Genomic DNA, 26,240 nt, shown 5'->3' with positions numbered 1-26,240 from the left:
TTCGAGCTAAAAAACTATTTTGCGACAATAAAAAGCTTCTGCATATTTATGAGGTGAATTAGATTCAACTCCTCGCAGCCTTAGAATTGATAGAAAGGTTTCTTCTGTAAACCATTGTTTGTTATTTTGCGACGGGAAGCTCTCAAGAATATATTGAATTTTATTTTGGCAAATTTCCTCATTTAAATTAACAAAAAAGTTAGGATTACCTAAATCACCATCATATTTAGGGATTTCATACTCTAAAATTAAATGATTTCTAAATGTATTCCAAGTCAATTCGGAAATTAAGCGATGATCTTGATGTAAATCCTGGCGATAATGAGTAAAAATTAAATCAGGGCTGTATTCTCGTTTTAATTCTTCAAAAAAGTGTTTAATCTCAATTCCTATAAAAGGAAAAAATCCATCTTTAAATTGTTTTATTAGTATATTTTTTATATGTGAATTTTTTAGAAATCTATTAGCGCTGTTATAAGCTTCCTCTTCTCTTTGTAAGTTTGAGCTAAATACAACCCAATAAAACATAATATTTGGGTAAGTTTCTACCAATTTTAATATCGTACCTCCGCAACCAATTTCTATATCATCACAATGCGCTCCTAAACACAAAACTTTATAGCCGAAGTTTTTTTCTCCCTCGAAGGTGAATTTAAGCATATTGCTGATTTTTATTTTTTAGAGAATAGTTTGGTTAAGATAGTTGCTTGAAAAAGAAGTTGCAGTAGATACCCTTACTAGATATCTACTGTAAAAGAGACGGATATTTAACTATTAGCCAAACTAACTGGTATGAAATCATTAGTAAACTGATGATTTCGGCTATATTCCAAATATTTTGCCTTCGTTTCAATAAGGTTCCATACTGCCCAAGGAGCGTTACCTTGGCAATACATATCATCTAGCTGCTGCTGCTCTTTGAAAGTATCCATACACGCCCAAAAGCCGTTGTATTTATAAGCTACTAGTTGTTTGAGTTTGATTAACCTTTGAAATGGTTCAAGTACTAATTCCTCTCCAGCTTCAATATATTTAAAGATATCTTTATGAAACACAAAGAAGCCGCCATTTATCCTAATACCAGCTTGCTGAACACTTTGGATATCATTTACTAAACCATTTTCTTGTGTTGAAACTAAATGGAAACTTTGCGATGGTTTTACACACAGAAAACTGGCTATTTTGTTATGTCTATAAAAGTCTTCAATTAAGTCAGGTAGATGTAAATCTGTTAATCCGTCGCTATAATTGGCTAAAAAGGCTTCTTCTCCATCTAAGTATTTTTCAACTGCCTTGAACCTTTGGCCTATATTTGAAGTTAAGCCTGTATCAACAAAAGTAATATTCCAATCTTCAATATCACTATTTACCAATTGGATTTTTCTACCTCCCTCTTGTAAAGTAAAATCGTTGGAAATACACTCATCATAATGGAGAAAATAATTTTTGATGACATCTGCTTTATAACCAAGACACAAAATAAAATCTTTGTGTCCATAGTGAGCATAGTATTTCATTACATGCCACAATATTGGTCTGTAGCCAATATGAACCATTGGCTTAGGAATATTGCTAGACAATTCTCTTAATCTTGTTCCTAAACCACCGCAAAATAAAACTACTTTCATCGTGATTTCCTTTGGTATTAATAAATCAGATTAAATTCAAGTTGCTTTCTTGCTCAAGAATAGACATTGACTTCAGGAATCGGGACGACAAATTTCCCACCCCAATCACGCACATAAGACATCTGGGACATTACTTCATTTTTCAGATTCCAAGGTAAAATCAACAGGTAATCTGGCTTGGTTTCTTGAATTTTATTTGGATGAAAGATTGGGATATGAGTACCTGGTAAAAATTTACCTTGTTTGAAGGGATTTCGGTCTACAGTGTAATCAAGAAAATCTTCTCTAATTCCACAATAGTTCAAAAGAGTGTTACCTTTACCGGGAGCGCCGTAACCAACAATTGATTTTCTTTGGCGTTTAGCTGCAATTAAAAACTCCAAAAGTTGAAACTTGGTTTCCTTGACTTTTTCCGCAAAAGAAAAATAACTTTCTATGTTGATAAATCCGGCTGCTTCTTCTCTTGCTCTTAATTCCTTTACCTGCTGACTGATAGATTTAGAATTATCGTTTATATGACAACCATAAATTCTCAAAGATCCACCATGTGTGGATACTTCTTCTACATCAAAAATAGTTAGATTGTGAGCCGTAAAAATCTTCTCTACTGTGAGTAAGGATAAGTAAGAAAAGTGTTCGTGATAGATAGTATCAAACTGGTTTCCCTCCATTAGTCGCATTAAATGGGGAAACTCCATAGTAATGACACCTTCAGGCTTGAGCAAAATTTTACAGCCTGCGACAAAATCGTTGATATCAGGTACATGAGCAAGCACATTGTTGCCTATTAATAAATCTGCTTGCTTGCCATTGGCAACTAATTCATCTGCTGTGTTTTGTCCAAAGAACTTGACAGTTGTAGGAATACCTTTTGCGATCGCTACTTCAGCAACATTAGCTGCTGGTTCTATACCCAGAACAGGTATTTCTTTTGATACAAAGTATTGTAATAAGTAACCATCGTTACTAGCTATTTCTAATACTTGGCTTGAGGAGTTAAGTCCAAAACGAGCTATTACTTTTTCGGTATAATTTTTGGCATGTTGTAGCCAAGAATCAGAGTAAGACGAAAAGTAGGCATAGTGGCTGAAGATATCTTGCGGACTGACGTATTCTTGAAGTTGAACTAAAAAACAGCGATCGCACACGTAGACATGCAGTGGATAAAAAGGTTCCATTTGGTTTAGCTGTTCTGCTGTCACGTAACTTTCACATAGTGGTGACATTCCCAAATCCACAAAGGTGTGCTCTAACGTTGTCCCACAGAATCGACAGCCACAACGATTCACGTTTATATCATTTTGTACAGAGGGTTGCAGAGTTGTCGTAGTCATTTGTTAATTCCCACACTGTTATATGCAGATAGAGGTAGATGAGAACCCTTACACCCTCACGCCTGGTTGGGCGTGGCTAGAGTCTAAAACAGATTCAAACGAAGGCCAGGTTGTATCTTTCTCAGAAATTTCACTTACAGGTAAAGGCCATTGAATCCCAAAAGCTGGATCGTCATAGGGCAGCCCACACTGATAATCTGGCGCATAGAATTCACTCATCTGATACACAATTTCAGCTGCATCAGTTAGCGTCTGATAACCGTGAGCGAACATTTCAGGCACGTATAAAGCTCTACGGTTCTCGGCTGATAGCTCAACACCAACATGTAACTTATATGTAGGAGATTCAGGGCGCAAGTCGATAATCACATCATAGATAGCGCCATGAGTACAGCGAACCAACTTTACTTCGGTTGCCGGAGCAACTTGATAATGCATACCCCGGAGAGTCCCCTTTTTGTGGTTGAAAGCCAAATTGCATTGGGCAACTGTTGGCTTTAAACCGTAAGCCAAAAATTCCTGAGTGCAGAAAGTACGAGCAAAGAAGCCACGAGGATCTTGCCGTTGCTCTATGTCAATAACGAATGCGCCTTTGAGTGCAGTTTCTGTGAATAGCATTAGTTATTCCAGAAGAAGTTTTGATCTATTTGCTGAGTGCGAATCAGATACTCCAGTTGCTTCAAGCGAGTGAATCCTTTAAATAAAAAAGTGGATTCTGACATATCGATAGCAGTAAATACATCAAATAATTGCTGAGTACCTTTAACTGCATTCCACTCGCACTTAAATCCCGGTAGTCTGGTGTTAATCTTCTCGAAAGAAACTCGATAGCTGCGGTTATCAGCACTAGTGTCACCAAAAGAAAGCTGGCATCCAGTAAAAACTTCAGCTACTATTTCAGCAATTTCTTTGACTCTATAGTTACTAGCAGTGTCACCCACATTGAAAATTTGGTTGTGAATAATGTCGCGCGGGGCTTCAAGCGTAGATACAACTGCTTTGCAAATGTCTAGCAAATGAACTAGCGGCCGCCAAGGAGTACCGTCGCTTGTCATCTTGATTTCTTTAGTCGTCCATGCCAGCCCAGACAGGTTATTTAACACAATATCGAAGCGCATTCTGGGAGACGCGCCGTAGGCGGTAGCATTCCGCAAAAAGGTAGGAGAGAAACTATCGTTAGCTAATAACTTGACATCTCGCTCTACCAAAGTTTTACATTCAGCATATGCCGTTTGGGGGTTGACAGGAGACTCTTCCGTAACATACTCATCAGTACCAACGCCATAGACACTGCACGAAGACGTATAGACGAAGCGACGCACACCAGCTGTTTTAGCTAGTTGGGCAAGGCGAACTGAGCCTTGATGGTTAATTTCATAAGTAACATCAGGGCGTAGCTGTCCGGCGGGATCATTGGAAAGTTCAGCTAAATGAACGACTCCCTCAACACCTTGTAAATCTTCAACTGTGATGTGGCGGATATCTTTATTAAGAGTTTTGGCTGTGAGTTCGGTACCGTTGTACAGCCAACCAACTTTGTAGAATCCTGTGTCAACCCCGATAACTTCATGACCGTGTTGCATCAAGATTGGGGCTAATAAAGAACCAATATAGCCTTCAGTTCCAGTTAACAGTATTTTCATGGATGTCAAATCCCGATAGGTAGAGCTTGGTTCTGTAAAAAACCTTTGTTGACTTAACTACAAAACCATTTCATCAAAACGAGCTACCTCGCATGAAGAATCGCTTACAAGACTGTCTCGACTGTGCCTAATGTTGTGGTACTAGCACAATCTCTTAATATAAATATCAATTGTGTAATAGATGTGTTTGCGATCGCGTTCAGGAAAATGTATGACTTGATGTATAAGTTATATTGGGACTTCCAAAGATTGAAGAAGAATTCAAGAGTCAGAATCAAGACGCTCGATGACTCGCTTGCCGCCGCCGCTATCCGCTTTTTCACACAGAATTCAATTCTGAATTCTGGCTCCTGACTTCTGAATTCTGTTTTGATAATTGAGATGCAGTTTCAATAAACAACTTTTTAAGAAAAAATGAAATAATTTATTTTCTGGAAGTCTCTATCATCTGAGTTTGCTCTATCCTACTTTTCCTACTTTTCCTACTTTTTATGAAATCTTCATAGCTGTCATGAAATCTTTATAGTATTTAAATAAAACAAATGCTGCAAACTGCAACCCATTTTTATCTGAGAAAATAAAAAAGAATAAGCCATAAGATGGAGGAAATCCCCGACCTACCCGAACTAATTTAGATAAGTTTAATAAACTAATCATGTTGATGAATATTAATAAAACTACATTAGCTACGCTAATTACAATATTTTTTTCAGTTATTAGAAAAAAGTCGATGAAACTCAAACCTTAAAATGACATAATTTAATAAACTAATGATTAATGAGCAATCATTAATTTATTAGTTTATTAAATTCATCACTGGAGATCCAAAAACTGCTTTATGGCACGACGTTCGTTGAAAGCATCTACTGTAGGCATTATAAAGGCAAAAAGGGCTTTTAAAATCAGAGAGTGGACTCAAGAGTATTTAGCTAATGAAGTAGGGCTTGAGACTCGTCAGCCAATCTGGAAATTTTTTACAGGCAAGCCGATTGAACGTCATAACTTTATAGAAATCTGCTTTCAACTCGGTTTAGATTGGGAAGATATTGCTCAACTACCGGATCAGAGGCTACTGACAGAAAACAACCAGGAATGGGAAAACTGCCAAAATATCGAAACCTTGGTGCAAATGTTGCGATTGCGTCTAAGTGATAAGATTGAATCCCAATGTGCCACTACGCGATTGTTAGATATTGCTCAACCAATTCAACTAGAAGAAATTTATGTCAGTACTAATATATTGAATAATATTACAAGTCGAAGATGGTTAGATATCCTCGATTTACAAGAGTTTATACCAGAAGAGTTCGACTATTTTGGTTTTAATGAACTTTATCAAGAACGAGTCTCTGCAATACAAGCAGTTATTAACTATCCCAAACTAATGGTACTAGGTAAACCCGGATCTGGTAAAACCACATTTTTACAGTATATTGCCATGCAATGCAATCAAGGCAAATTACTATCAGACCGGATACCTATTTTTATTCGCTTGAAAAACTTTGCTGAGGATGCTAGAGAAACCGGAAATTACAGTTTATTGAACTATATTAGTCAAGAGCTTGCTGGTTACGGTGCTTCAGACCAAGAAATCCAAACATTACTAGTTGACGGCAGAATATTAATTCTGCTGGATGGCTTAGATGAAATTCCAGAAGATGATAATGCTAAAATCATCACTAAAATTCACCGTTTGGCTGAAAAATATTACAAGAACAAGTTAATTATTACATGTCGTATTGGCTACCAACAATATCGTTTTGAGGAATTCACCGATGTTGAAATTGCTGATTTTGATTGCTCCCAAATTGAGGCTTTTGCCCAAAATTGGTTTGTCAATGTTAGCAAGAATTCTATAGAAAAAGGAAAAGCCTTAGCGTGTAAATTCGTACAAAAATTACAGTTGTTGGAAAATCAACAAATTCGAGAATTAGCTGTAAGACCACTTTTGCTTAATCTGGCTTGTTGTATATTTCAAGCCCGCTCAGACTTTCCAGTTAGAAAGGTCGAAATTTATAAGCAAGGATTGGACATTTTGCTCAATCGCTGGGACAAAGTAAGGAACATTAAACGAAATGAAACTTATCCTCATTTGTCTTTACCTCAGAAGCTTGGACTGCTGAGTAAAATTGCTGCTATTACCTTTAACCAAGGTAATTACTTTTTCACACAAAGTAATGTCCAAGAATATATTATGGACTACCTCTGTAACTTACCCATATCCCAAACTGAGCCGGAGGTACTGCAACTAAACAGTGAAGCAGTGCTGAAATTGCTTGAGACACATGGATTACTCATAGAGCAGGCGCAGGGAATTTACTCGTTCTCGCATATAGCTTTTCAGGAGTATTTAACAGCTAGAAATATTGTTACCAGTCCCAACCCACAAATAGAAAAAAAATTAATTGAACTGGTTAGCCATTTGAGTGAACCACGTTGGCGCAAAATATTTTTACTAACCGCTGGGATGTTAGATAATCCCACTTGTCTGTTGCAATTGATTAAGCAACATATTGATCGGCTTGTCGGCTTTGATAAGCAATTACAAAAGTTCTTTAACTGGCTTGATCATAAGTCTCTTTCAGTTCAGTCTACCCATAAAAAAGTAGCTATTCGTGCCTTTTATCTAACACTAGAACTTCTCGACGACCTGAGCTTGACTCATGACTTAGCTTTTTCCCTTGGCATCGATCTCAGGCTTACTAGTAATCTTACCACTGATTTAGCTCTAGATATAGCTCTTCAGTGTGCCCTTCACTTAAGCCTTGCCCTGCCTTACGAGCCGACTTTGGATCGAGTTTTGGCTTTAAGCTTTGCTCTCCCTGATGACCGAACTCTTGTCTGTAACCCTGAATTACAGCGTCATTTGCAAAAACTTAAAGAACAATTACCCACCCCAGTTCAAGGCAGAGAAAAGTTAAAAGAATGGTGGAATGCTAACGGTCAAACTTGGGCTAATGAATTGAGGTTAGTGATAGTTCGGTGTCGCAACATTGGTCATCAATGGCACTTCAGCGAGCAGCGCAAAGAAATACTCAAGCAGTACTACACTGCCAACGAGTTATTAGTAGATTGCCTCAAGAGTGCTTATAAAGTAACTCCTGCCCTATCAGAGAATATTTTGGGAACGTTATTGTTACCCACCCATAAAACATTAAATAATTATGGATTAGGCATTGATGAGGTAAATCGCCATATTTGGGTGTTGTAATTACAACAGTTTTCCTTTGTATGAAGGACAAAGCTATGGGTTTTGAGGTAGGGGGAGGAGAATAAAAGCTTATCTGAACCGTATTGTGCCTTAACCAAGATGTACCTCAAGTTAAAAAATAAACTGCTGTAAGTGCTGCATTCCTGGCAAGCTACAACAAGTGCTAAGGAGCAAGCGCTACGCGAAAGTCTTTCTCTGGGTAATTTCGCTGGATTCACCCTAACTCAGCAACACTATAGCAATCCTATCTGATTTGTGAAAATTCGCAGTATCCAGATTCCTTCTTTAAGAAGTCGGGGATCTAACTTTTCACGAATGATTTAGGATTGCTATAGTTGCTGAGTTAGGGTATTTATACTTTGACTATTAGCCAGACTTGATACAAAAGTAGACAGAAAGTATACGTTAATTTATACATTCCCGTAAACGCGATCGCAAACACACTCCTGACAGACTTGTAAGCATTACAAGACTGTTAATTAATAGCGATTGTGGTGTTAGTAACGCAAAAATACGTTGCGAATTCGTTACTGAGCTAAGTATATGTGTGTTTCCCTTTTTCAGCAAACTGACGTAGCGTTTCAGCAGCAAGGAAATAAATTTGCAGTGAATTGTCGGGGGTAATTTGCGAAACTTGACTTCAACACCTTCTGGCTTCTGTGCTGAACCACTTGCACAAGGCGAGGCAGTTACAGTAAAAGGGAAGTTTTTCTTTATTAAGGATAAAAAGTTTTTTCTTAAAGGAGTTAGTTACGGCCCTTTTTGCATCGGTAGCCACGGTGAGTCTTTTCCAGAAAAATCAGTTGTGGAAAAAGATTTCGCCTTGATGGCAGAAATGGGAACTAACTGTCTGCGTACCTATACTGTTCCACCTGATTGGCTTTTGGATCTAGCTGCAATCTATGGACTGAGGCTGTTAATTGGTATACCTTGGTCTCAGCATATCGCCTTCCTCGACTCTTCTGCTGTAAAAGGAGAAATCCGTAACTGCATTGCTGAAGGTGTTAAAGTTTGCCGGGGTCATCCCGCCACCTTTGCCTATTTGGTAGGCAATGAGATTCCTCCAGATATTGTCCGATGGCATGGAGCAAAACCAGTTCGGGCTTTTATTAAAGAGTTAATGGCGGTAGCAAAAGACAGCGATTCCGAAGGTTTGGTGAGCTATGCCAATTACCCCTCTACAGAGTATTTAAATATTGACTTTACTGATTTCTCATGCTTTAACGTTTACCTGCATCGGGAAACAGATTTTCGTCGCTACCTCTCACGACTCCATAACTTAGCTGAGGATAAACCTCTTGTGCTGAGTGAGTTTGGCGTTGACTCAATGCGTGAAGGAACCCAAGCCCAAGCCGAAATTCTCTCTCAAAAGCTGTCATCTAGTTTTGAGATGGGAGCAGCCGGGACAATAATATTTTCTTGGACAGATGAATGGTTTACCGGCGGATATGCCATACAGGATTGGGCTTTTGGTCTAGTTGACGCCGAACGGCTCAAAAAGCCCGCTTTTGAGACAGTTCAGCAGTATTACACAGCGCCTCTACCGCCAGCGCTACCTGAGTATCCCAAAGTCTCAGTGATTGTATGCGCGTACAATGCTGAACGCACGATGGATAGTTGTCTAGCTTCTCTCAAAGAACTGAATTATCCCAACTATGAGGTCATTGTAGTTAATGATGGATCGAGCGATCGCACTCTCGAAATTACTCAGAGTTACGACTATGTACGTTTAATTAGCCAAGAAAACAAGGGATTAAGTGTCGCCCGCAACGTTGGTATGGCCGCCGCAACTGGCGAGATTATCGCCTATACCGATTCTGATTGTATGGCAGATCCAGACTGGCTCACCTACCTGGTCGCCAAGTTTCTCTCCTCTGATGTCGCTGCCGTCGGTGGGCCAAACTTATCTCCCCCGGAGGACTCTCTTGTTCCCGCCTGCGTTGCTGTCTCTCCCGGCGTACCTACCCACATACTTTTGAGTGATGAGGTAGCCGAACATATTGCTGGCTGCAACATGGCTTTTCGTCGGGAGGTTCTAGAAGAAATTAACGGCTTCAACCCAATATTTCGGACTGCTGGTGATGATGTCGATATCTGCTGGCGAGTGCAAGATCAAGGTTACACCATTGGCTTTAGCCCAACGGCAATCGTATGGCACTTTCGCCGTAACACAGTAGCTGCCTATCTCAAACAGCAGCAAGGTTATGGCAAGGCAGAAGCACTCGTTTATTTTCAGCATCCCTACCGCTTTAACCTTCTGGGACAGCCTTCTTGGTTAGGGAGAATCTACGGAGATTTATCTACATTTCTTCGTATTGGTCAACCAATTATCTACTCCGGGGTGTTTGGTCGGGGTCTGTTTCAAACCTTGTACGAGCCTTCTTCCTCTGTCATATCTTACCTGCCCCTGACATTGGAGTGGAATGTCGCAGCTTTAATCCTATTTGTGTCTGCGCTTTTGTCTGGCGATCGCCCGTGGTTGGGTGTAGTAATGTTCCTCATCTCTTTTAGCTGGTGTGTAGCTGGTGCTATACAAGCGCGGATTGACTCTCGTTTTCTCAAAAGAAGGGCACGGTTGCTTGTGGCGCTACTGATTTACTTGGGGCCGATTGTACGTAGTATAGAGCGCTACAAATGGCGAATCAAAGAACTTAAGCAAGCCGAGCCGATGAAGTTTGATGAACTGTAAATAAAAATAGAAGCATTAAAAAAATGACTCAAACACTAACTCAAGCAGATTTAATTCAGTTTGATTCGCCAGCGCACAGAGTACATATTTCCTGGCGCGATCGCGCCTATGAGTTGTCCTATTGGACAGATGCAGGAATAGAGAAGGAGAATCTGCTGCAAAAGGTAATGGATTTACTCCTGTCTTGCAAGTATTTCATTGCGATGGATCAAGGCTGGAGCGACTGGGATTTAGAGATTTACCAGGGAATTTGGTCAAAAGTTCAGCTGAAAGTATGCACTGAAAATCATGGAGGTAACAAAAGAGTTTTGAGGGTGCGGTGTGCCCTGAGAATGTCACAGTTAGCCATTATGGCTATAGTTGGCTATTGTCTGTTCGCAATTGTGGCGATCGTTCTGGGAATGCCAGAAGTAGCAACGGTCACAATTGCAGCAGGTATGCTCAACACCGCATTCATCTTATATCAGAACTTCCAGTTGGGGCGTATTCTCTATCAAGTACTGGAGATTATTGCCAAAAAAGTATACTTACTGCCAATACAACCCAACAGCAACAATTCGGTCGCACAAAAGCCATGACTAATACCAATTCTCTAAAATAAGGCAACAGATGTAAGCAAGGATTGCCTTGCTGCATTTAAATTTCTCAATTGCGAATTGCGAATTGCGAATTGCGAATTGCGAATTGGTATAACGTCTTGGTACTCCAGTAAGCAAATGGCCAGACGGGAGGTAAATCTGTAAGTGAGGCAAGAGATCAAAGCAATAATGCATCGATACGGGCAGATGCTCCGATATCCACTGCGCCAGTGGCGCGCCATAATCACAATCCTCGGTCTCACGGCTGGCGCTTCAGCCACCGCCACACTTCAACCTTGGCCAATGAAAATCCTGGTGGATTATGCTTTTGGACAGGCAGTCATCCCCCCACTGATTCGCTCATTCTTGGGGACTTTTAACTTGGGGTTCACACCGCCGCTACTAGTCGTTGTCGCCGCTGTTTGTAGCCTTGGACTTTATGCTCTAAACGCTATCCTAGAAACTAGCCTCAACTGGGCCTGGAGTGCTGCCGGGCAAAGCATGGTCTACGAACTGGCCCAGAAACTGTTCTATCGTTTGCAACGCCTTTCACTGCTGTTCCATAGCCAGCGGACTGTCGGTGATTCCCTCAGCCGTCTGGCTGGAGATACCTATTGCGTTTACACCTTGAGCAGTGCTTTGCTGATTTCACCTGTGCAATACCTGCTAACGCTAGCAACTATTAGCATCGTCGCCTGGAATTTGAGTCCTTTACTAACACTGCTTTCGCTTTTTGTAGCACCATTGATGGGCGGTTCAGCCCTTGTTTTTGGTTCCCGACTCAAGCGCCGGACAAAACTTAACCGCGAAGCCCAGTCCCGCCTCACCAGCTTTGTCCACCAAACGGTCACAGCAATTCCCATGATTCAGGCATTTGGTAGAGAGAGTTACAATACTCGGCAGTTTGAGCATTTAGCGGCAGACGCAGTTGTTCTCTCACAACGCGAAACTCTGCTCAAGAGCGTTTACGGTGTGGCAAATGGTACTGTGACAACGATTGGTACTGCGATCGTTTTGTATGTGGGCGGGCAGCAGGTGTTATTGGGGGCTATGAGTATCGGTAGCCTCCTCGTCTTCTTAGCATATTTACAGTCTATACAAGGAGCATTTAAGGGTCTGTTTGGCATCTATGGGAGTCTGAAGTCTGTAGATGCCAATATAGATAGAGTGTTAGAGGTTTTGGATGCTAAAGATGGCGTGCAAGATGCCCCTAATGCCAGACCATTGCCAGATCGTCCGTTGGGAGGACGCGGACACGTATGTTTAGAGAAAGTCACCTTCGGTTACGAACCGAATTATCCCGTCCTCCAAGAAATTACCCTAGAAGCGCGACCGGGAGAAACGATCGCACTAGTAGGCGCGACAGGTGCTGGTAAGAGTACACTGGTTTCCCTGATTCCCCGCTTTTTTGACCCTTGGCAGGGACGAGTTCTCTTTGATGGGGTGGATGTCCGAGATGTGCAACTGAAAAGCTTGCGCGATCAAATTGCTCTGGTGCTGCAAGAGCCGTTTTTGCTGCCCCTTTCGGTGGCGCAGAACATTGCCTACGGGTGTCCAGAAGCAAGCCTAGAGAAGATTGTTGCAGCAGCCAAAGCCGCCAAGGCAGACGACTTCATCCAACAGTTGCCCCAAGGGTATGACACCCTGATTGGTGAAAGAGGAGGACTCCTCTCTGGAGGACAGAAACAGCGAATAGCGATCGCCCGCGCCCTGCTCAAGGATGCGCCAGTGCTGATTCTCGATGAACCTACTTCTGCCCTGGATGCCCAAACTGAGAATTTACTGTTGGAAGCTTTAGATCGCCTGATCGCAGGCCGGACTACATTTATCATTGCCCATCGACTTTCAACGATTCAACGAGCAGATCGGATTGTGGTTCTGGAGCAGGGAAAGGTTGTGGAGATGGGAACGCACCAAGAGTTGCTGGCTGTCTCTGGTTTCTACCATCGTTTGCACTCCTTGCAGTTTTCCAAACCGCCGCAGGAGGTCGTTTTATGAAACGGTGGTGGCTGCGACTAGCACGTTACGCCCTGGTTCGTTGGCGCGGACTCACCTTTGTCATGCTGCTAATGCTGATTAATGTCGGGCTGAATGTACTCAAACCCTGGCCTTTGAAGTTGATCGTTGATTGCGTCCTGAACAACCAAGCGCTGCCAAATAGCGTTGTTTGGCTCAAAACCTTGCCTGGCAGTGAATCCAACGTTCAGTTGCTCGGTTGGTTAGCAGGTGCCACAATCGTTCTATTTTTATCTGGTGAAGGGGTTCGGCTGATCCAGGAATATGTTGGAGCTGGTGTTGGCAGCCAGATGGTTTATGACTTGGGAGCAGCACTGTTTGATCGCTTACAGCATCTTTCTTTGAGATTCCACAACCAACAGAGGGCTGGCGATCTTGTTAGGCGAGTCATGACTGACAGCATGTGTATTCAGAATCTGGCGATGGGGGTTTTTCTGCCCGTGCTTACTTCTGTGGTGAGTTTGGTCGCAATGTTCGCCGTGATGTGGCAGATTAATCGCTTCCTTTCACTGCTCTCATTAATGATTGCTCCTTTAATAATGTTACTAATTTGGGTTTTTAACCAGCCCATGACTGAACGAACCTATCAGTATCAACAATTTGAAGGTGAGATCGTGGCGTTGAGCGAGCAGACCCTGACAGCGTTACCAATTATTCAAGCATTCGGACGTGAAACACACGAAGATGAGCGCTTTCACGACCTGTCTCAAAAAGCCCTCCGAGCTTATGTACGCTCTATCCTCGCCCAAATGCAATTCAAGGTTGGGGTGGGAGGAGTAACCGCAGTTGGAACAGCAGGAATCATGGGTTACGGTGGCTTTCAAGTTCTAGATGGGTCACTCTCAATTGGTTCTTTATTAGTCTTCCTCTCCTATCTCGCATCCCTGTACGTGCCGATGGCGACTCTGGCTTATATATCGTCTAGTTTTGCGACAGCGGCAGCTAGCGCTCGGAGAGTTCTAGAGGTTTTGGATACTCAAGACGGGGTGCAGGATGCCCTTGGTGCCAGACCATTGCCTACTCATCCAACGGGAGCGTGCGGACATGTATGTTTAGAGAAAGTCAACTTCGGTTACGAACCTAACTATCCCGTCCTCCAAGAAATTACCTTAGAAGCGCGACCAGGAGAAACGATCGCACTCGTAGGTGCAACGGGTGCTGGCAAAACTACCCTAGTCTCTCTGATTCTGCGTTTTTTTGACCCCTGGCAGGGACGAATCCTCTTTGATGGGGTGGATGTACGAGATGTGCAACTGAAAAGCCTGCGATCGCAAATTGCTCTAGTATTGCAAGAGCCGTTTTTGCTGCCGATAACTATTGCTGAGAACATTGCCTATGGCTGCTTTAATGCTAGCCGCGAAGCGATCGTCAAAGCTGCCCAAGCTGCGAATGCTGACACCTTTATTCAACGATTACCCCAAGGGTATGACACGGTAATTGGTGAGCGCGGAGCCACACTTTCAGGAGGCGAGAAACAACGGTTAGCGATCGCCCGCGCCCTCCTCAAGGATGCTCCAGTGCTAATTCTGGATGAACCCACCTCCGCCCTGGATGCTCAAACCGAGTTTCTCTTGCTGGAAGCATTAGAGCGACTGATGGCAGGACGGACTACGTTTATTATTGCCCATCGCCTCTCGACAATTCAACGAGCCGACCGAATCGTAGTTTTGGATCGGGGGAAAGTAGTAGAGATGGGAACTCACGAGGAGTTGCTAGCAGTTAGTGGTTATTACAAGAGATTGTATAAATTACACTTCGGCTCAACACAACCAGCATCAGTTTAGAAACTTCAAGCATTTTAAAACAGGTAACTACAGCAATTGTCAAAAATATCCGAGGATTAAAACACTGACTTATTGATTAATTTTATTACGAAATTATACCCATTTTCCAAAACCTAACAACCCATCTTGATTCGCATTACAACATGCAGCGCTCCCCTGAAATTGTGAATGATTTAACCAACCAGCCACCCGATTGCCAAACAATAGCTCTTCCACCCAATGTCCAGGTGGGACTCAACAGTATTATCAACCATGATGAGCGCTGTTTTGCTCGCTTTCAGAGCCGCGTCAACCCGGCGCTGCTCGTCGGAGAAAACTGCACGTTGGATTATGTCCACTTTGCGTTGGGCAAAGCTGCTAGGGTTGAAATTGGAAACTATTGCTATTTGACTAGTGTCATCCTGCTTTGCGAACAAGAAATTTGCATCGGCAACTATGTGGTTTTGGGATGGAATACCACGATCGCTGATACTGACTTTCATCCGATCGCACCAGCAGAAAGAATTGCAGATGCGATCGCCTGCTCTCCTCTAGGAAAAGGACGCCTCCGCCCTCCTGTGATGCGCCAGCCGGTGATTATCGAGGATGATGTTTGGGTTGGCCCCAATGTCACGATCCTCAAAGGAGTTCGCATCGGTGCGGGAGCTTGGATTGAGGCTGGGGCATTGGTGACACGGAATATACCGCCCCGTAGCAGGGTGATGGGCAATCCAGCCCAGGTGATTGGGGAGGTAGAAGCCTAATGGATGCCACACGAACATTACCTTGGGACTGGTATCCGGGAACAATTCCCGACAATGTTGTTTTAGGAGACGACACTTATATTGAAACTAGTCTCAGCTTTAAACTTTACCGCAGCCAATTGCCAGTAGGACTACGATTGGGTAAAGGTTCTGCCGTATATAAAGATACTATGTTCGACCTGGGTTCCCGCGCTCAGGTAAAGGTGGGGGAATACGCATTGATTCACGGTGTCCGCGTCGTCTGCGATGCCGAATTGAAGATTGGCAATTATGCTTTAATCTCCTGGCAAGTCGTCCTCATGGATACCTACCGCTTACCATTCGACATTGCCAAGCGACGAAAAATTTTAGAACGAGCATCGTGTCAACTTTCTCAATTCTCTAACGCCGATGTCCCAGCCCAACCAATTTGGATTCAAGATAACGTCTGGATTGGATTCGATTCCTGTATTTTGCCAGGGGTAACAATCGGTGAAGGGGCGATCGTTGGTGCGCGATCTGTTGTTAGCCAGGATGTTCCACCGTATACCGTTGTGGCTGGCAATCCTGCCCGGATCGTTCGGCAGTTAGAGACAGGAGGCAGGAGGCAGGAGGCAGAAGGCAGGAGGCAGAAAGTAGGAGGTAGCGAGTATGAATCGTGAACTTCCCACTAAGGGAAAAATTATTGTCTTTGGGATTTTGTTTTGGTATCCCCTAGCAGGAGTAACTTATCAATTTCTCCACTATATGCTTGGGCTGCGTCAACTCGGCTATGATCCCTACTACATCGAAGATTCAGGACGCTGGGTTTACAACCCCCTAATTAACGACTTATCTCCAGACGCTACTGAGAACATTAAGCGAGTCGCACCAATTTTGGAGGCCTATGGCTTTAAAGAGCGTTGGGCATTTCGCGGCCACTATCCAGGGGGTGAGTGTTATGGGATGAGCGAAGCCCAAATCCTCAACCTATATAAGGAAGCAGACGCATTTTTGAATGTAACTGGCGCTCAAGAAATCCGTGAGGAGCATTTGGCTTGTCGTCGCCGCATCTATGTTGAGTCCGATCCAGTTGGATCTCAGATACGGGTTGTTCACGGAGACAAAACCTTAATTACCGATCTGGAAGCCCATGATACACACTTTAGCTTTGGGGAAAATCTAGGTGCGCCTGATTGTGGAGTCCCAATTTCCCGCTTTCAGTGGTTGCCGACTCGTCAACCGATCGCAACAGACTTGTGGCAAACGTCAGATAACACGGCAGGCATAGCTTACAACACCATTACCACCTGGGACAACAAGGGAGGTAAAGATATTACCTATCAGGGTGAAACCTATTACTGGCGAAAGGCACGCGAGTTTGAAAAATTTATCGATCTGCCGCACCAGCGCTCAGTGCAATTTGAGATTGCGGCTGCTGATGTAAGTCAGGATGTCCGATACCTGCTGCAAAAACACGGTTGGAGTCAGGTAGACTCAATTGAACTCTCCCAAAATCTGAATTCTTACCGCAATTATATCCAGCGATCGCGCGGTGAATTTACTGTAGCAAAAGATCAATACACGCGACTGCATAGTGGTTGGTTTAGCGATCGCTCTGCCTGCTATTTAGCAGCAGGGCGTCCTGTAATCACCCAAGAAACAGGGTTTAGCAAGTTCTTGCCCACCGGGAAGGGATTATTTGCATTCAACACTATGGAAGATATTGTGGCGGCAGTGGATGCGATCGAAAGCGACTACGAAGGCAATTGTCAGGCTGCCCGTGAAATTGCCTCAGAGTACTTTGCCGCAGAGAAAGTGATTGGCAGTCTTATGGAACGAGCGGGGTTATAAGCATGGCACGCATTGTTGTTTGCGGATATATGATTCGACATCCAGTAGCTGGCAATCTCTTAGCCTACTTTCACTATGTCTTAGGGCTACATCATCTGGGACATGAAATCTTATACTTAGAGGAAAGCGGCTGGCCTGAGTCTTGCTATAACCCCATCGCCCACAATTACACTGATGACCCCGGCTTTGGACTTCACGCAGTACAAAAGCTCATACACAATTATGGCGTGAATGCAACAGTCTGCTATGTAAATCGGGATACAGGAGATGTCTACGGTGCAGATTGGCAAGAAATAAAGCAGATGCTCAAGACAGCGGATTTGCTATTGAATATCGGTGGAGTTTGCTGGCTACCTGAATTTCTTTTGTGCAAACATCGAGTATTAATCGATATGGACCCATTCTTTACCCAGATTGGGACATTCGCTGCCGAGGGGCGCAATGAATATCACGCCTACTTTAGTTATGGCGTTAATATTGGACAACCCAATTGCGGTATACCGAGTGATGGAATTGAATGGCTCCCCACTGTACCGCCTGTTGTGCCAGAGATATGGAAAAGCTCGATAGTCATTCCCGAAGATAGTTGCGAAGAACGCGCAGATTTACCATTCACGACAATTGCCAATTGGAATGCTTATGGAGGCGTGACTTACAAAGGTGAGCATTATGGACAGAAAGATCGGGAATTCATGCGCTTGCTAGAACTCCCTAGCTACTGTTCGCAAAAACTCGAACTTGCTCTTGCTGGCAAGGATGCAGAAATAGCAGAGGTTACAAAATCTCTACAGGCAGCAGGCTGGTTAATTCGAGATGGTAAGGAAATTAGCGCTAGTTTGTCAACCTACATAACTTATCTGACTAGCTCCCGTGGGGAGTTTAGCGTTGCCAAACAAGCTTATGTCAAAACCCGTAGCGGTTGGTTTAGCGATCGCACTGTCTGCTATCTCGCTGCTGGTCGTCCCGTCATTTTACAAGATACCGGATTTAGCGATTGGCTGCCGACGGGGCAAGGTGTGCTGGCGTTTTCATCCTTGGAGGAAGCTGTCGGCGGTATCGAGCGCGTCAATGCAAATTATCAGTCTCACTGTCAAGCAGCAGAGGAATTAGCCGAGCGATTCTTCAGTTACAAAGTGGTGCTACCTCGACTACTGGAGACAGTTTTAAATATGAACACACCTTATCTATCTCCATTTCCAGTCTGACTGCCTATGGAGAACGAGAAATCATCAGCTAATACATCTAATTAATTAATAAATTTAAAATAGGATGATTATAATTTTTGCTAGTGCTATCGGTCGATTTCCCATAGGGGGCAACGCCTGGTCTGACCTGCAATACCTTCTGGGTCTGCGTGCCCTTGGACATGATATTTTCTATTTGGAAGAATGTGGATCGATGTCGTGGGTTTACAACTGGGAAACCGAGCAAATCACGACGGAGTTAGACTATCCGACAAATTATATTAAAAACTGCCTAGAACCGCTTGGTTTTAAGAACAAGTGGATTTACCGAACTGACGAGCATTCAGTCGGAATGGAGATTGACGAGTTTAAAGACATCTGCAATAAGGCTGATTTAATGATTGTCCGTGGCTCACCACTTGCTGTTTGGAGAGATGAGTATGGATGGCCGCAGCGCCGCATCTATATTGATGCAGATCCCGGTTTTACTCAGATTAATATTGCTAGCGGTAATTCGGAATTATTACAGACGATTGAACGTTGCGATCGCCTGTTCACGATTGGGCAACGCATTGATGCCCAAGACTGTCTTATCCCCGCAAACGGTAGAGATTGGCTAAAAACATTACCTCCAGTAGCACTGCCTTACTGGCCAGTAATTGAAGACAATGACACCACCCACTTCAGTTCGATTATGCAGTGGCACAGTTATCGGGAGGTAGTATACGAAGGAATTACCTACGGCAATAAGGATAAAGAGTTTTTAAAGTTTATTGATATACCGCAACTCACCAAACAGCAGTTTCGGATTGCATTGAGCGGCGGCTTTCCTGATGAACTATCGCAGTATGGCTGGGAGGTGATTCCCGGATGGCTTGCGTCCTTTACACCAGAGTCTTACCAGAAATTTGTTCAAGCATCCCGTGCTGAGTTTGGAGTCGCAAAACAGGGTTATGTTGCTACCAAAGGTGGCTGGTTTAGCGATCGCAGCGTCTGTTACCTAGCTTCCGGCAGGCCAATTCTAGTTCAAGACACAGGCTTAAGCGATTGGCTAGCGATCGGAGAAGGACTTTTAATCTTCCAAGACCTCTGTGAGGCGATGAACGGTGTCCACACGATCAACTCTAACTATGAAAAACATAGTCATGCCGCACGGAAGATTGCGGAAGATTATTTTGACTCCCATAAAGTTCTGTCCTCGCTGCTAGAAGCAGCCATGAATTAATCATCATGATTCAATTTAGGAATATCAATATGCCAACAGTCACCATTGGATTTTTTCCTCGCGAACAGTTCTCATTAGCTGCGGAATCTTTGCAGCGAATTTTTGACTACACGCATATTCCTTTTAATTTAATTGTGATAAATTGCAACACTCCTGAAGTTTACTGGAAGCAAATTGAACAGGTGCTTGCGGAGCGTAGCAATGTCAAAGTCATTTATAAAGATTATTATTTGATGCCTAACCAATCAAGAAATCTGGTAATTCAGGAATCTAACCCTAATGATGATTTCTTGTGTTTCATCGAGAATGATGTTCTCGTAGAAGAGAATTGGCTATCTTATCTCATCCAGGCTTGCGAAGAACATCCAGCCGATGTGGCCATTCCCCGTATTATCGAGGGCGGTTTGGGTGCAACTAAAATTCACTGGGACCCAAACTTAGGACAGGTTCATTCAATACAAACGACGGATGGGATCAAGTTGGAAATTCTGCCAGCTACAGGCGATCAACAGCTCGATCAAGGTTGCCATCGCCGAAAGATAGAGTTATCTGGAGAGGTTCATTGTCAACTTTACCGTCGAAGTGTTTTCGATCGAGTCATGCCTTTTGATGATGTCGTCTATTTAGATTGGATTGATTCTAGTATGGCTTTGTATAACTCTAACATTCCAGTTGTGTTTGAACCTAAGTCTGTTATTCATTTCTGGCATCCTTTTCCTCCAGAACGTGATAACCTCGATTATTTCTTTAAAAGATGGGATATTCAACAAGCTGCCAAGGAGTTAGATGAGATTCAAAAAAAGTGGAATTTAGCTCAAATGACGGCAGATTTATATTTCGTGGAAGAGCGCAATCGCATTGGCCATCTGTATGAGTTGAGGGAGGAACTGAAGGCTGTAATCTCAGCAGAAAAATCTTTCATCTTAGTCGATGAAGATTGCCTAAATGGCAACAAAATCATTGAAGGTTTTCAGACTATTCCCTTTACTGAACGCAACGGACATTATTGGGGAATTCCCACAGATGATAATGTGGCAATTCAAGAATTTGAGCGATTGCACCAAACTGAGGTATATGCAATTGTCTTCTTTTGGACGGCTTTTTGGTGGCTAGACTACTTTACTGGATTTCATGACTATTTGCGTCAAAAGTTTCCTTATTTATTAAAAAACGATTATGTAATTGTGTTTGACTTAGGATAAAGGGAAAAGTATATGCAAAAAATTCTAGCCAGTATTATTATTACCAATTATAACTATGGATCTTTTCTGTCCGAGGCAATTGAAAGTGCCCTGAATCAAATCTATCAGCCTACAGAAATCATCGTAGTTGATGATGGTTCAACCGATAACTCACAACAAATCATTGCCAGTTATGGAGAAAAAATTGTTCCTGTCTTAAAAGATAATGGTGGACAAGCATCTGCATTTAATGCTGGTTTTGCTATTAGTTATGGTGAGGTTATATGCTTCTTGGATTCAGATGATGTTTTGCTACCGAGTGCTATTGAAAGAGCAGTTAAAAGCTTGTGTGACGATCCAGATGCAGTTAAGGTTCATTGGCCCTTGCGTGTGATTGATATTAATAGCAACTTACTAGAAAAAGTTGATTGTGAAGGTATTTTACCAGAAGGTAATTTGTACAATGAGCAGCTTAAATATGGTTTAGAAGGTCATACTTTTCCACCTACTAGCGGTAACGTTTGGTTACGCAGCTATTTAGAGAAAATCTTACCTATGCCTGAGACTAACTATCGATTAAATGCAGAGTCATACCTCGGCTTTTTGGCTCCTTTTTCCGGCAGTATCAGGCGGATTAATGAGTATCAGTCGTTATACCGCATTCATGGTCATAATGGCACAAACAAGCGTACTTATAGCTGGCGACTTAGCCACTATTATTATGAAGAGAAAGTTCTACGGGAATATTTACACAAACAAGGCATTAAAGTTAATGATGCATTTGAATATAAAGAAGATTCTTGTCACAAATATCTTCAGAGGATGGTCGAGTTAGGTAAAGAGTTAGGCTCTTTGATTGCACAAGGGCAGAATTATATTTTGGTTGACATGGACGAATTGGGTCATCATCAGCTACTTGAAAATTGCCAAGCGATCCCTTTTCTAGAAAAAGAGGGTGTGTATTGGGGGCCTCCTAGTGGAGATACCGTAGCAATTAAGGAATTTGAGCGACTGCACCGTGAAGGCGCAAGTTGCATCGTGTTTGCCTGGCCTGCCTTCTGGTGGCTTGACTACTATGCTGAATTCGTTCGCTATTTGCGTACTAAGTTTCGTTGTCTTTTGGAAAATGAACGCTTGGTTGTCTTTGATTTACACACTTTAGCTTGATGCTGCCTGGGCATGAATATGGAAACCAAAGTTACGATCGCAATCCCAACCTACAACAGGTCAAATTTACTCAAAACTAGTTTGCAAAGCGCATTGGCACAGGACTATCCAGATTTCCAGGTGCTTGTATTAGATAATGCTTCTGACGACGATACAGAGGCAGTTGTACGCTCATTCGCGGATTCACGAATTGTTTATGTACGCAACGAAGTCAATATTGGCATATTTGGCAATTGGCAGCGGAGTGTTGAGCTAAACACTAGCCCCTATCTCAGCATCTTATCGGATGATGATGTACTGCTGCCCAACTTCATTCACGAGTCTGTCCTAGCATTAGACAACCATCCTCATGCTGGTATGTCGGCTGCCCAAGCTGAATTTATGGACACTAATGGTGTTCTACTACAGGTAACAGGCACAGAATTTTCAGACAACTTGCCACAAGGGCTGATCGACGGTCTAGAGTTCATCCACCAAATTGTTGATGGGCGAAAATGGATTTTGCGTACCAGTGCAGTGATGTTTCGCGCTTCTGCCCTCAGGGCGGTTGGGGGATTCGACATCACGCACTCTAAGTACTTGCTAGACTTGAACCTATACTTGCGGATGGCGGTGCAATTCGATTTCTTCTTTATTGCCAAAGAGTTGGCTCAAGTCCGGTTTCACGTTGAACAGGATTCCCAGGTAAGCTTTCACTCCCTTAGTGGAACAGGAGCGCTGGCTGTGATGGCAGAACGTACTGATGCGATCGCTTTTTTGTTACAGTCACCGCGTGCAGAGGATGCATCTTATCGTCAGTGGCTAACAGAGCGCCTATTGCATATCAGTATGCGTCGCAGTGAGTTTACATCTCAACTAATACCCGCACTCAATCTTAGCTGGTCAGAACGGCAACAGATTGCCATTGAGGAGATCGCAGCCACGATTCCAGCAGGAAAGTGTTTTATTTTGGTTGACGAGAATCAGTGGAGTTCCGAGATTCTACCTCAATCTAATTTCCTTCCCTTCCTCGAACGCGACGGTGATTACTGGGGCGCTCCACCTGACGACCAAACTGCCATTCAGGAACTCGAACGAATGCGACAAGCGGGAGCAAGCTTCATAGTCATTGGATTTCCCGCCTTCTGGTGGCTAGATTACTACTCACAGCTACGCAATTATCTCAATTCAAATTTCCGTTGTGTTTTGCACAACAGCCGCCTGATTGTGTTCGATCTCTGGTCATGAAAACTGGACTTAATAACTTAAATATAAGCTTGTCTTTAAATTTCTTACGCGGGCGTTATTACCAAACAGAGGGTGAGTAGCAAGGATATGAAATATCAAACCAAAGTGACTATCGCCATCCCAACCTACAATCGCTCAGATTTATTAAAAATTAGCCTTCAAAGCGTCTTATCACAAGACTATTCAGATTTCCAAGCTCTGGTATTAGATAATGCTTCTACCGATGATACAGAAGCAGTCGTTCGCTCGTTTGCAGATCCGCGCATCACTTACGTGCGTAATGAAACTAATATTGGATTATTTCGCAATTGGCAACGAGCTATTGAGCTTAACTCTAGTTGCTATCTCAGCTTCTTGCCGGACGATGATATAGTACTACCTAACTTTATTAGCGAATCCGTCTTAGCCTTAGATAACCATCCAGATGTTGGTTTTTCAGTTGGCCAAATTGAAGTGATTGACAATAATGGTGCTTTCTTAGAAGACAAAAGCAGAAGATTTTCAAGTAACTTTCTAGAGGGGTTCATCGACGGATTAGATTTTGTTCACCAAATTGTTGACGGGCGAAAATGGATTTTGCTCTTTTGTGCAGCTGTCATGTTTCGCGCTGATGCACTGGCAGCAGTCGGGGGATACGACACGCCCCACTCTAAGTACTTGCTAGATTTAAACCTATACTTGCGGATAGCAGCGCAATTCGATCTTTTCTTTATACCGAAAACGCTGGCTCAATTCCGGTCTCACGCTGAACAGGATTCCCAGCTGAACTTCGGCTCTGGGGGAACAGGATCGCTGGCTGCGATCGCAGAACGTACTGATGCGATCGCTTATTTGTTACAGTCATCGCTTGCAGAGGATGCATCTTATCGTCAGTGGCTAGCAGAGCGCCTGTTGTATCTAAATATGCGCCGTAGTGAGTTGACATCTGAACTGATACCTGAACTTAATTTGAGTTGGTCAGAACGGCTACAAATTGCTATGCAGGAAATTGCATCTGTGATTCCAGCAGGGAAGCGTTTGATTTTGGTCGATGAAAATCAATGGGGTTGTGAGATGCTGCCAAAATTCGATGCTCTGCCCTTCCTCGAACATGAGGGTCAGTACTGGGGAGCGCCACTGGATGACGAAATGGGCATCCGGGAACTTGAAAGAATGCGTCAAGCGGGAGCAAGTTTCATGGTCATTGCATGGCCAGCATTTTGGTGGCTTGATTATTACTCTGGTCTGCAAAATTATCTCAGATCAAATTTCCGCCGCATTTTGGACAACAGTCGCCTCGTTGTATTCGATCTCTGGCTGCGAGATTCTCCAACGTTAATTATATCGCCAGAATAAAACCCCCTGCCCCCCGCCCACTTTGCGCTCGCTTGTAATTAACTGCAAACTCACTGGATCGAGTTGTCATGAACTGGAAATATGAAAAAGATAAATTTAATATCCCAAGTCGATGGCTAGCCTGGTCAGGAGTTTTAGCTTTAGCTAGCGCTGGCGGTTGGCTAACCTACTTCTTCGCTCTGAACCAACCTCCTGAACCAGTAGCAGTCCGTTTGCTAACTGTGGAGCGAGGTAATATTGAAACCACAATCAATGAAAGCGGTACTGTTGAGTTGCGCGAACAGCGGATTTTGAAGTCCCCAAAAGAGGGCGCAGTAGAACGAGTCATGGTAAAACCTGGTGACAGGGTAAAACTTGGTCAAGTGCTACTCACCCTGCGCTACCCTGAGCGAAAAATTGCTCTTGCCAATCAGCAGTTGGAAATTCAACGAGAACAACTCAACCTAGCACGTAGTCGCCAGAAAATTGTTGAAGCCCAAGAACGATTAACAGCCGAGCAACGACAACTCCAAAGGCTTACTCCCCTGGTGCGAGAAGGAGCTATTGCCCAACAACAAGCCCAAGCGCAGGAAGACGCGGTGCGCGTTGCTCGGGCTAGCCTGCGAGATACTCAAGCAGAGGTACGTACAACCGCCCTCAAAATTCAGACTTTGCAATTGGAGCGCCAACTTATTCAGCAGCAACTTCAAGATAATATTGTGACTGCACCATTGAATGGCGTAGTCTTGGGTGTCAATGTAGAGGACGGTGATGGAGTCGAGTTGCGTACTAATCTGCTCACCCTGGGCGATCCAGGAAAAGTACTAGTGAAACTCCAGCTTTCTACCCTCAACGCTGCTCAAGTCCGGGTCAACCAACTTGCCCGCATTAATGCGATCGGGCCTAATGCAAAGACTTTCTCTGGACGCGTGCAAAGCTTGTATCCTCAAGCAATCACTGCTGAAGACCAAAAACAAGACGGTAGCAGTCCAAAACAATCAGATCAACCAACAGTACCCGCAACGATTTGGCTTGATACTCCTATTCGTACACTGCTCCCTGGCAGTAGGGTAAATGTCGAGATTGTGTTGCAGCAACGGCAGAACGTAGTAGTTTTGAAGACGGATGCTATTGTGCGATCGGAAGCACGTCCTTTTGTATGGGTTCGGGATAGCCAAAATCAAGCCCAAAAACGCACCATTAATCTGGGATTAGAGGGGTTAATGGCTGTAGAAGTAACCTCTGGTTTGCAACCTGGCGAACAGGTCATAATACCGCCCTCTGAGTCGCAACTCAAGCCAGGACTGCCAGTTAAGGCAGGGGAGCAGGGGAGCAGGGGAGCAGGGGAGCAGGGTAGCAGGGGAGAAGTTGCAGTAAGTTTTTCCCCTCTGCCCCTCTGCCCCCCTGACTTTTCACGTTATCTAGAAAAGTCCACCAAAAACCTAACCTCCTAACCCCCAACTCGTCGCGGGAAGGGGGAAAATTCAAAGTCTCTCTCCTAAAA

At 43.5% G+C, this 26,240-nt stretch carries 21 protein-coding genes; 15 read left to right on the top strand and 6 right to left on the bottom strand.

Annotated elements, in window-relative coordinates; genetic code table 11:
* Window positions 1-6 precede the first annotated feature (6 nt).
* From VB740_RS24795 to VB740_RS24770, 6 genes are all read right to left on the bottom strand, one after another.
* Window positions 7-660, bottom strand: a complete 654-nt coding sequence (locus VB740_RS24795) for a PIG-L deacetylase family protein (protein ID WP_323202537.1) — start codon at window positions 658-660, stop codon at window positions 7-9.
* A 107-nt stretch (window positions 661-767) separates the two neighbouring features.
* Complete coding sequence (locus VB740_RS24790) at window positions 768-1,628, bottom strand: glucose-1-phosphate cytidylyltransferase (protein ID WP_323202536.1); 861 nt, start codon at window positions 1,626-1,628, stop codon at window positions 768-770.
* 53 nt (window positions 1,629-1,681) lie between these two features.
* On the bottom strand, window positions 1,682-2,962 hold the full coding sequence (locus tag VB740_RS24785; RefSeq protein ID WP_323202535.1) for a class I SAM-dependent methyltransferase: 1,281 nt from the start codon (window positions 2,960-2,962) through the stop codon (window positions 1,682-1,684).
* Between the two features lie 48 nt (window positions 2,963-3,010).
* Complete coding sequence (gene rfbC / locus VB740_RS24780; RefSeq protein ID WP_323202534.1) at window positions 3,011-3,580, bottom strand: dTDP-4-dehydrorhamnose 3,5-epimerase; 570 nt, start codon at window positions 3,578-3,580, stop codon at window positions 3,011-3,013.
* Window positions 3,580-4,605 (bottom strand): SDR family oxidoreductase, encoded by a 1,026-nt coding sequence (locus VB740_RS24775; protein ID WP_323202533.1) that lies wholly within the window; start codon window positions 4,603-4,605, stop codon window positions 3,580-3,582. Before VB740_RS24775 ends, rfbC begins: the two co-directional genes overlap by 1 nt.
* A 104-nt stretch (window positions 4,606-4,709) precedes the next feature.
* Entirely contained in the window at window positions 4,710-4,928 is a 219-nt protein-coding gene (locus VB740_RS24770) for a hypothetical protein (protein WP_323202532.1), read from the bottom strand.
* A 515-nt stretch (window positions 4,929-5,443) separates the two neighbouring features.
* Between VB740_RS24770 and VB740_RS24765 the strand changes: the two genes are divergently transcribed.
* From VB740_RS24765 to VB740_RS24695, 15 genes are all read left to right on the top strand, one after another.
* Window positions 5,444-7,816, top strand: coding sequence for an NACHT domain-containing NTPase (locus tag VB740_RS24765; protein ID WP_323202531.1), 2,373 nt, complete (start codon window positions 5,444-5,446; stop codon window positions 7,814-7,816).
* Between the two features lie 625 nt (window positions 7,817-8,441).
* Window positions 8,442-10,505: a glycosyltransferase gene (locus VB740_RS24760; RefSeq protein ID WP_323202530.1), complete on the top strand. Its 2,064-nt coding sequence runs from the start codon at window positions 8,442-8,444 to the stop codon at window positions 10,503-10,505.
* A gap of 23 nt (window positions 10,506-10,528) precedes the next feature.
* Window positions 10,529-11,083 carry a hypothetical protein gene (locus VB740_RS24755; protein ID WP_323202529.1) on the top strand — a complete coding sequence of 185 codons (555 nt, stop codon included), beginning with the start codon at window positions 10,529-10,531 and terminating at the stop codon, window positions 11,081-11,083.
* Between the two features lie 207 nt (window positions 11,084-11,290).
* Window positions 11,291-13,081: an ABC transporter ATP-binding protein gene (locus VB740_RS24750; RefSeq protein ID WP_323202528.1), complete on the top strand. Its 1,791-nt coding sequence runs from the start codon at window positions 11,291-11,293 to the stop codon at window positions 13,079-13,081.
* A complete protein-coding gene (locus tag VB740_RS24745; protein ID WP_323202527.1) occupies window positions 13,078-14,883 on the top strand; it encodes an ABC transporter ATP-binding protein in 1,806 nt (601 codons plus the stop codon). Before VB740_RS24750 ends, VB740_RS24745 begins: the two co-directional genes overlap by 4 nt.
* 143 nt (window positions 14,884-15,026) lie before the next feature.
* On the top strand, window positions 15,027-15,626 hold the full coding sequence (locus VB740_RS24740) for an acyltransferase (protein ID WP_323202526.1): 600 nt from the start codon (window positions 15,027-15,029) through the stop codon (window positions 15,624-15,626).
* The gene (locus VB740_RS24735; protein WP_323202525.1) at window positions 15,626-16,267 is read left to right on the top strand and encodes an acyltransferase; all 642 of its coding nucleotides are present in this window, start codon (window positions 15,626-15,628) and stop codon (window positions 16,265-16,267) included. Before VB740_RS24740 ends, VB740_RS24735 begins: the two co-directional genes overlap by 1 nt.
* On the top strand, window positions 16,257-17,438 hold the full coding sequence (locus tag VB740_RS24730) for a hypothetical protein (protein ID WP_323202524.1): 1,182 nt from the start codon (window positions 16,257-16,259) through the stop codon (window positions 17,436-17,438). The genes VB740_RS24735 and VB740_RS24730 overlap by 11 nt, the downstream gene beginning before the upstream one ends.
* A gap of 2 nt (window positions 17,439-17,440) precedes the next feature.
* Complete coding sequence (locus tag VB740_RS24725) at window positions 17,441-18,643, top strand: hypothetical protein (protein WP_323202523.1); 1,203 nt, start codon at window positions 17,441-17,443, stop codon at window positions 18,641-18,643.
* A gap of 64 nt (window positions 18,644-18,707) precedes the next feature.
* On the top strand, window positions 18,708-19,847 hold the full coding sequence (locus VB740_RS24720) for a glycosyltransferase family 1 protein (protein ID WP_323202522.1): 1,140 nt from the start codon (window positions 18,708-18,710) through the stop codon (window positions 19,845-19,847).
* Window positions 19,848-19,876: 29 nt separating this feature from the next.
* Window positions 19,877-21,049: a glycosyltransferase gene (locus VB740_RS24715; protein ID WP_323202521.1), complete on the top strand. Its 1,173-nt coding sequence runs from the start codon at window positions 19,877-19,879 to the stop codon at window positions 21,047-21,049.
* Window positions 21,050-21,061: 12 nt separating this feature from the next.
* Window positions 21,062-22,195: a glycosyltransferase family 2 protein gene (locus VB740_RS24710; protein WP_323202520.1), complete on the top strand. Its 1,134-nt coding sequence runs from the start codon at window positions 21,062-21,064 to the stop codon at window positions 22,193-22,195.
* 18 nt (window positions 22,196-22,213) lie between these two features.
* Complete coding sequence (locus tag VB740_RS24705; protein WP_323202519.1) at window positions 22,214-23,422, top strand: glycosyltransferase family A protein; 1,209 nt, start codon at window positions 22,214-22,216, stop codon at window positions 23,420-23,422.
* Between the two features lie 87 nt (window positions 23,423-23,509).
* A complete protein-coding gene (locus VB740_RS24700) occupies window positions 23,510-24,757 on the top strand; it encodes a glycosyltransferase family 2 protein (RefSeq protein WP_323202518.1) in 1,248 nt (415 codons plus the stop codon).
* Between the two features lie 68 nt (window positions 24,758-24,825).
* On the top strand, window positions 24,826-26,190 hold the full coding sequence (locus VB740_RS24695; RefSeq protein WP_323202517.1) for an efflux RND transporter periplasmic adaptor subunit: 1,365 nt from the start codon (window positions 24,826-24,828) through the stop codon (window positions 26,188-26,190).
* Window positions 26,191-26,240 lie beyond the last annotated feature (50 nt).

The sequence above is a fragment of the Nostoc sp. UHCC 0251 genome (assembly GCF_034932245.1).
In the GTDB taxonomy this organism is placed as follows: domain Bacteria; phylum Cyanobacteriota; class Cyanobacteriia; order Cyanobacteriales; family Nostocaceae; genus Nostoc.
The sequence above is the reverse complement of the archived record's forward strand: the minus strand, read 5'-3'. Positions and strand labels throughout refer to the sequence as shown.

Excerpts from the sequence above, each read along its gene's own strand:
- VB740_RS24735 (WP_323202525.1), top strand. The coding sequence starts at position 15,626 with ATGGATGCCACACGAACATTACCTTGGGACTGGTATCCGGGAACAATT.
- VB740_RS24755 (WP_323202529.1), top strand. The coding sequence starts at position 10,529 with ATGACTCAAACACTAACTCAAGCAGATTTAATTCAGTTTGATTCGCCA.
- VB740_RS24765 (WP_323202531.1), top strand. The coding sequence starts at position 5,444 with ATGGCACGACGTTCGTTGAAAGCATCTACTGTAGGCATTATAAAGGCA.
- VB740_RS24775 (WP_323202533.1), bottom strand. The coding sequence starts at position 4,605 with ATGAAAATACTGTTAACTGGAACTGAAGGCTATATTGGTTCTTTATTA.
- VB740_RS24720 (WP_323202522.1), top strand. The coding sequence starts at position 18,708 with ATGATTATAATTTTTGCTAGTGCTATCGGTCGATTTCCCATAGGGGGC.
- VB740_RS24795 (WP_323202537.1), bottom strand. The coding sequence starts at position 660 with ATGCTTAAATTCACCTTCGAGGGAGAAAAAAACTTCGGCTATAAAGTT.
- VB740_RS24785 (WP_323202535.1), bottom strand. The coding sequence starts at position 2,962 with ATGACTACGACAACTCTGCAACCCTCTGTACAAAATGATATAAACGTG.
- VB740_RS24745 (WP_323202527.1), top strand. The coding sequence starts at position 13,078 with ATGAAACGGTGGTGGCTGCGACTAGCACGTTACGCCCTGGTTCGTTGG.
- VB740_RS24695 (WP_323202517.1), top strand. The coding sequence starts at position 24,826 with ATGAACTGGAAATATGAAAAAGATAAATTTAATATCCCAAGTCGATGG.
- VB740_RS24730 (WP_323202524.1), top strand. The coding sequence starts at position 16,257 with ATGAATCGTGAACTTCCCACTAAGGGAAAAATTATTGTCTTTGGGATT.
- VB740_RS24750 (WP_323202528.1), top strand. The coding sequence starts at position 11,291 with ATGCTCCGATATCCACTGCGCCAGTGGCGCGCCATAATCACAATCCTC.
- VB740_RS24740 (WP_323202526.1), top strand. The coding sequence starts at position 15,027 with ATGCAGCGCTCCCCTGAAATTGTGAATGATTTAACCAACCAGCCACCC.
- VB740_RS24700 (WP_323202518.1), top strand. The coding sequence starts at position 23,510 with ATGAAATATCAAACCAAAGTGACTATCGCCATCCCAACCTACAATCGC.
- rfbC (WP_323202534.1), bottom strand. The coding sequence starts at position 3,580 with ATGCTATTCACAGAAACTGCACTCAAAGGCGCATTCGTTATTGACATA.
- VB740_RS24725 (WP_323202523.1), top strand. The coding sequence starts at position 17,441 with ATGGCACGCATTGTTGTTTGCGGATATATGATTCGACATCCAGTAGCT.
- VB740_RS24705 (WP_323202519.1), top strand. The coding sequence starts at position 22,214 with ATGGAAACCAAAGTTACGATCGCAATCCCAACCTACAACAGGTCAAAT.
- VB740_RS24710 (WP_323202520.1), top strand. The coding sequence starts at position 21,062 with ATGCAAAAAATTCTAGCCAGTATTATTATTACCAATTATAACTATGGA.
- VB740_RS24790 (WP_323202536.1), bottom strand. The coding sequence starts at position 1,628 with ATGAAAGTAGTTTTATTTTGCGGTGGTTTAGGAACAAGATTAAGAGAA.
- VB740_RS24715 (WP_323202521.1), top strand. The coding sequence starts at position 19,877 with ATGCCAACAGTCACCATTGGATTTTTTCCTCGCGAACAGTTCTCATTA.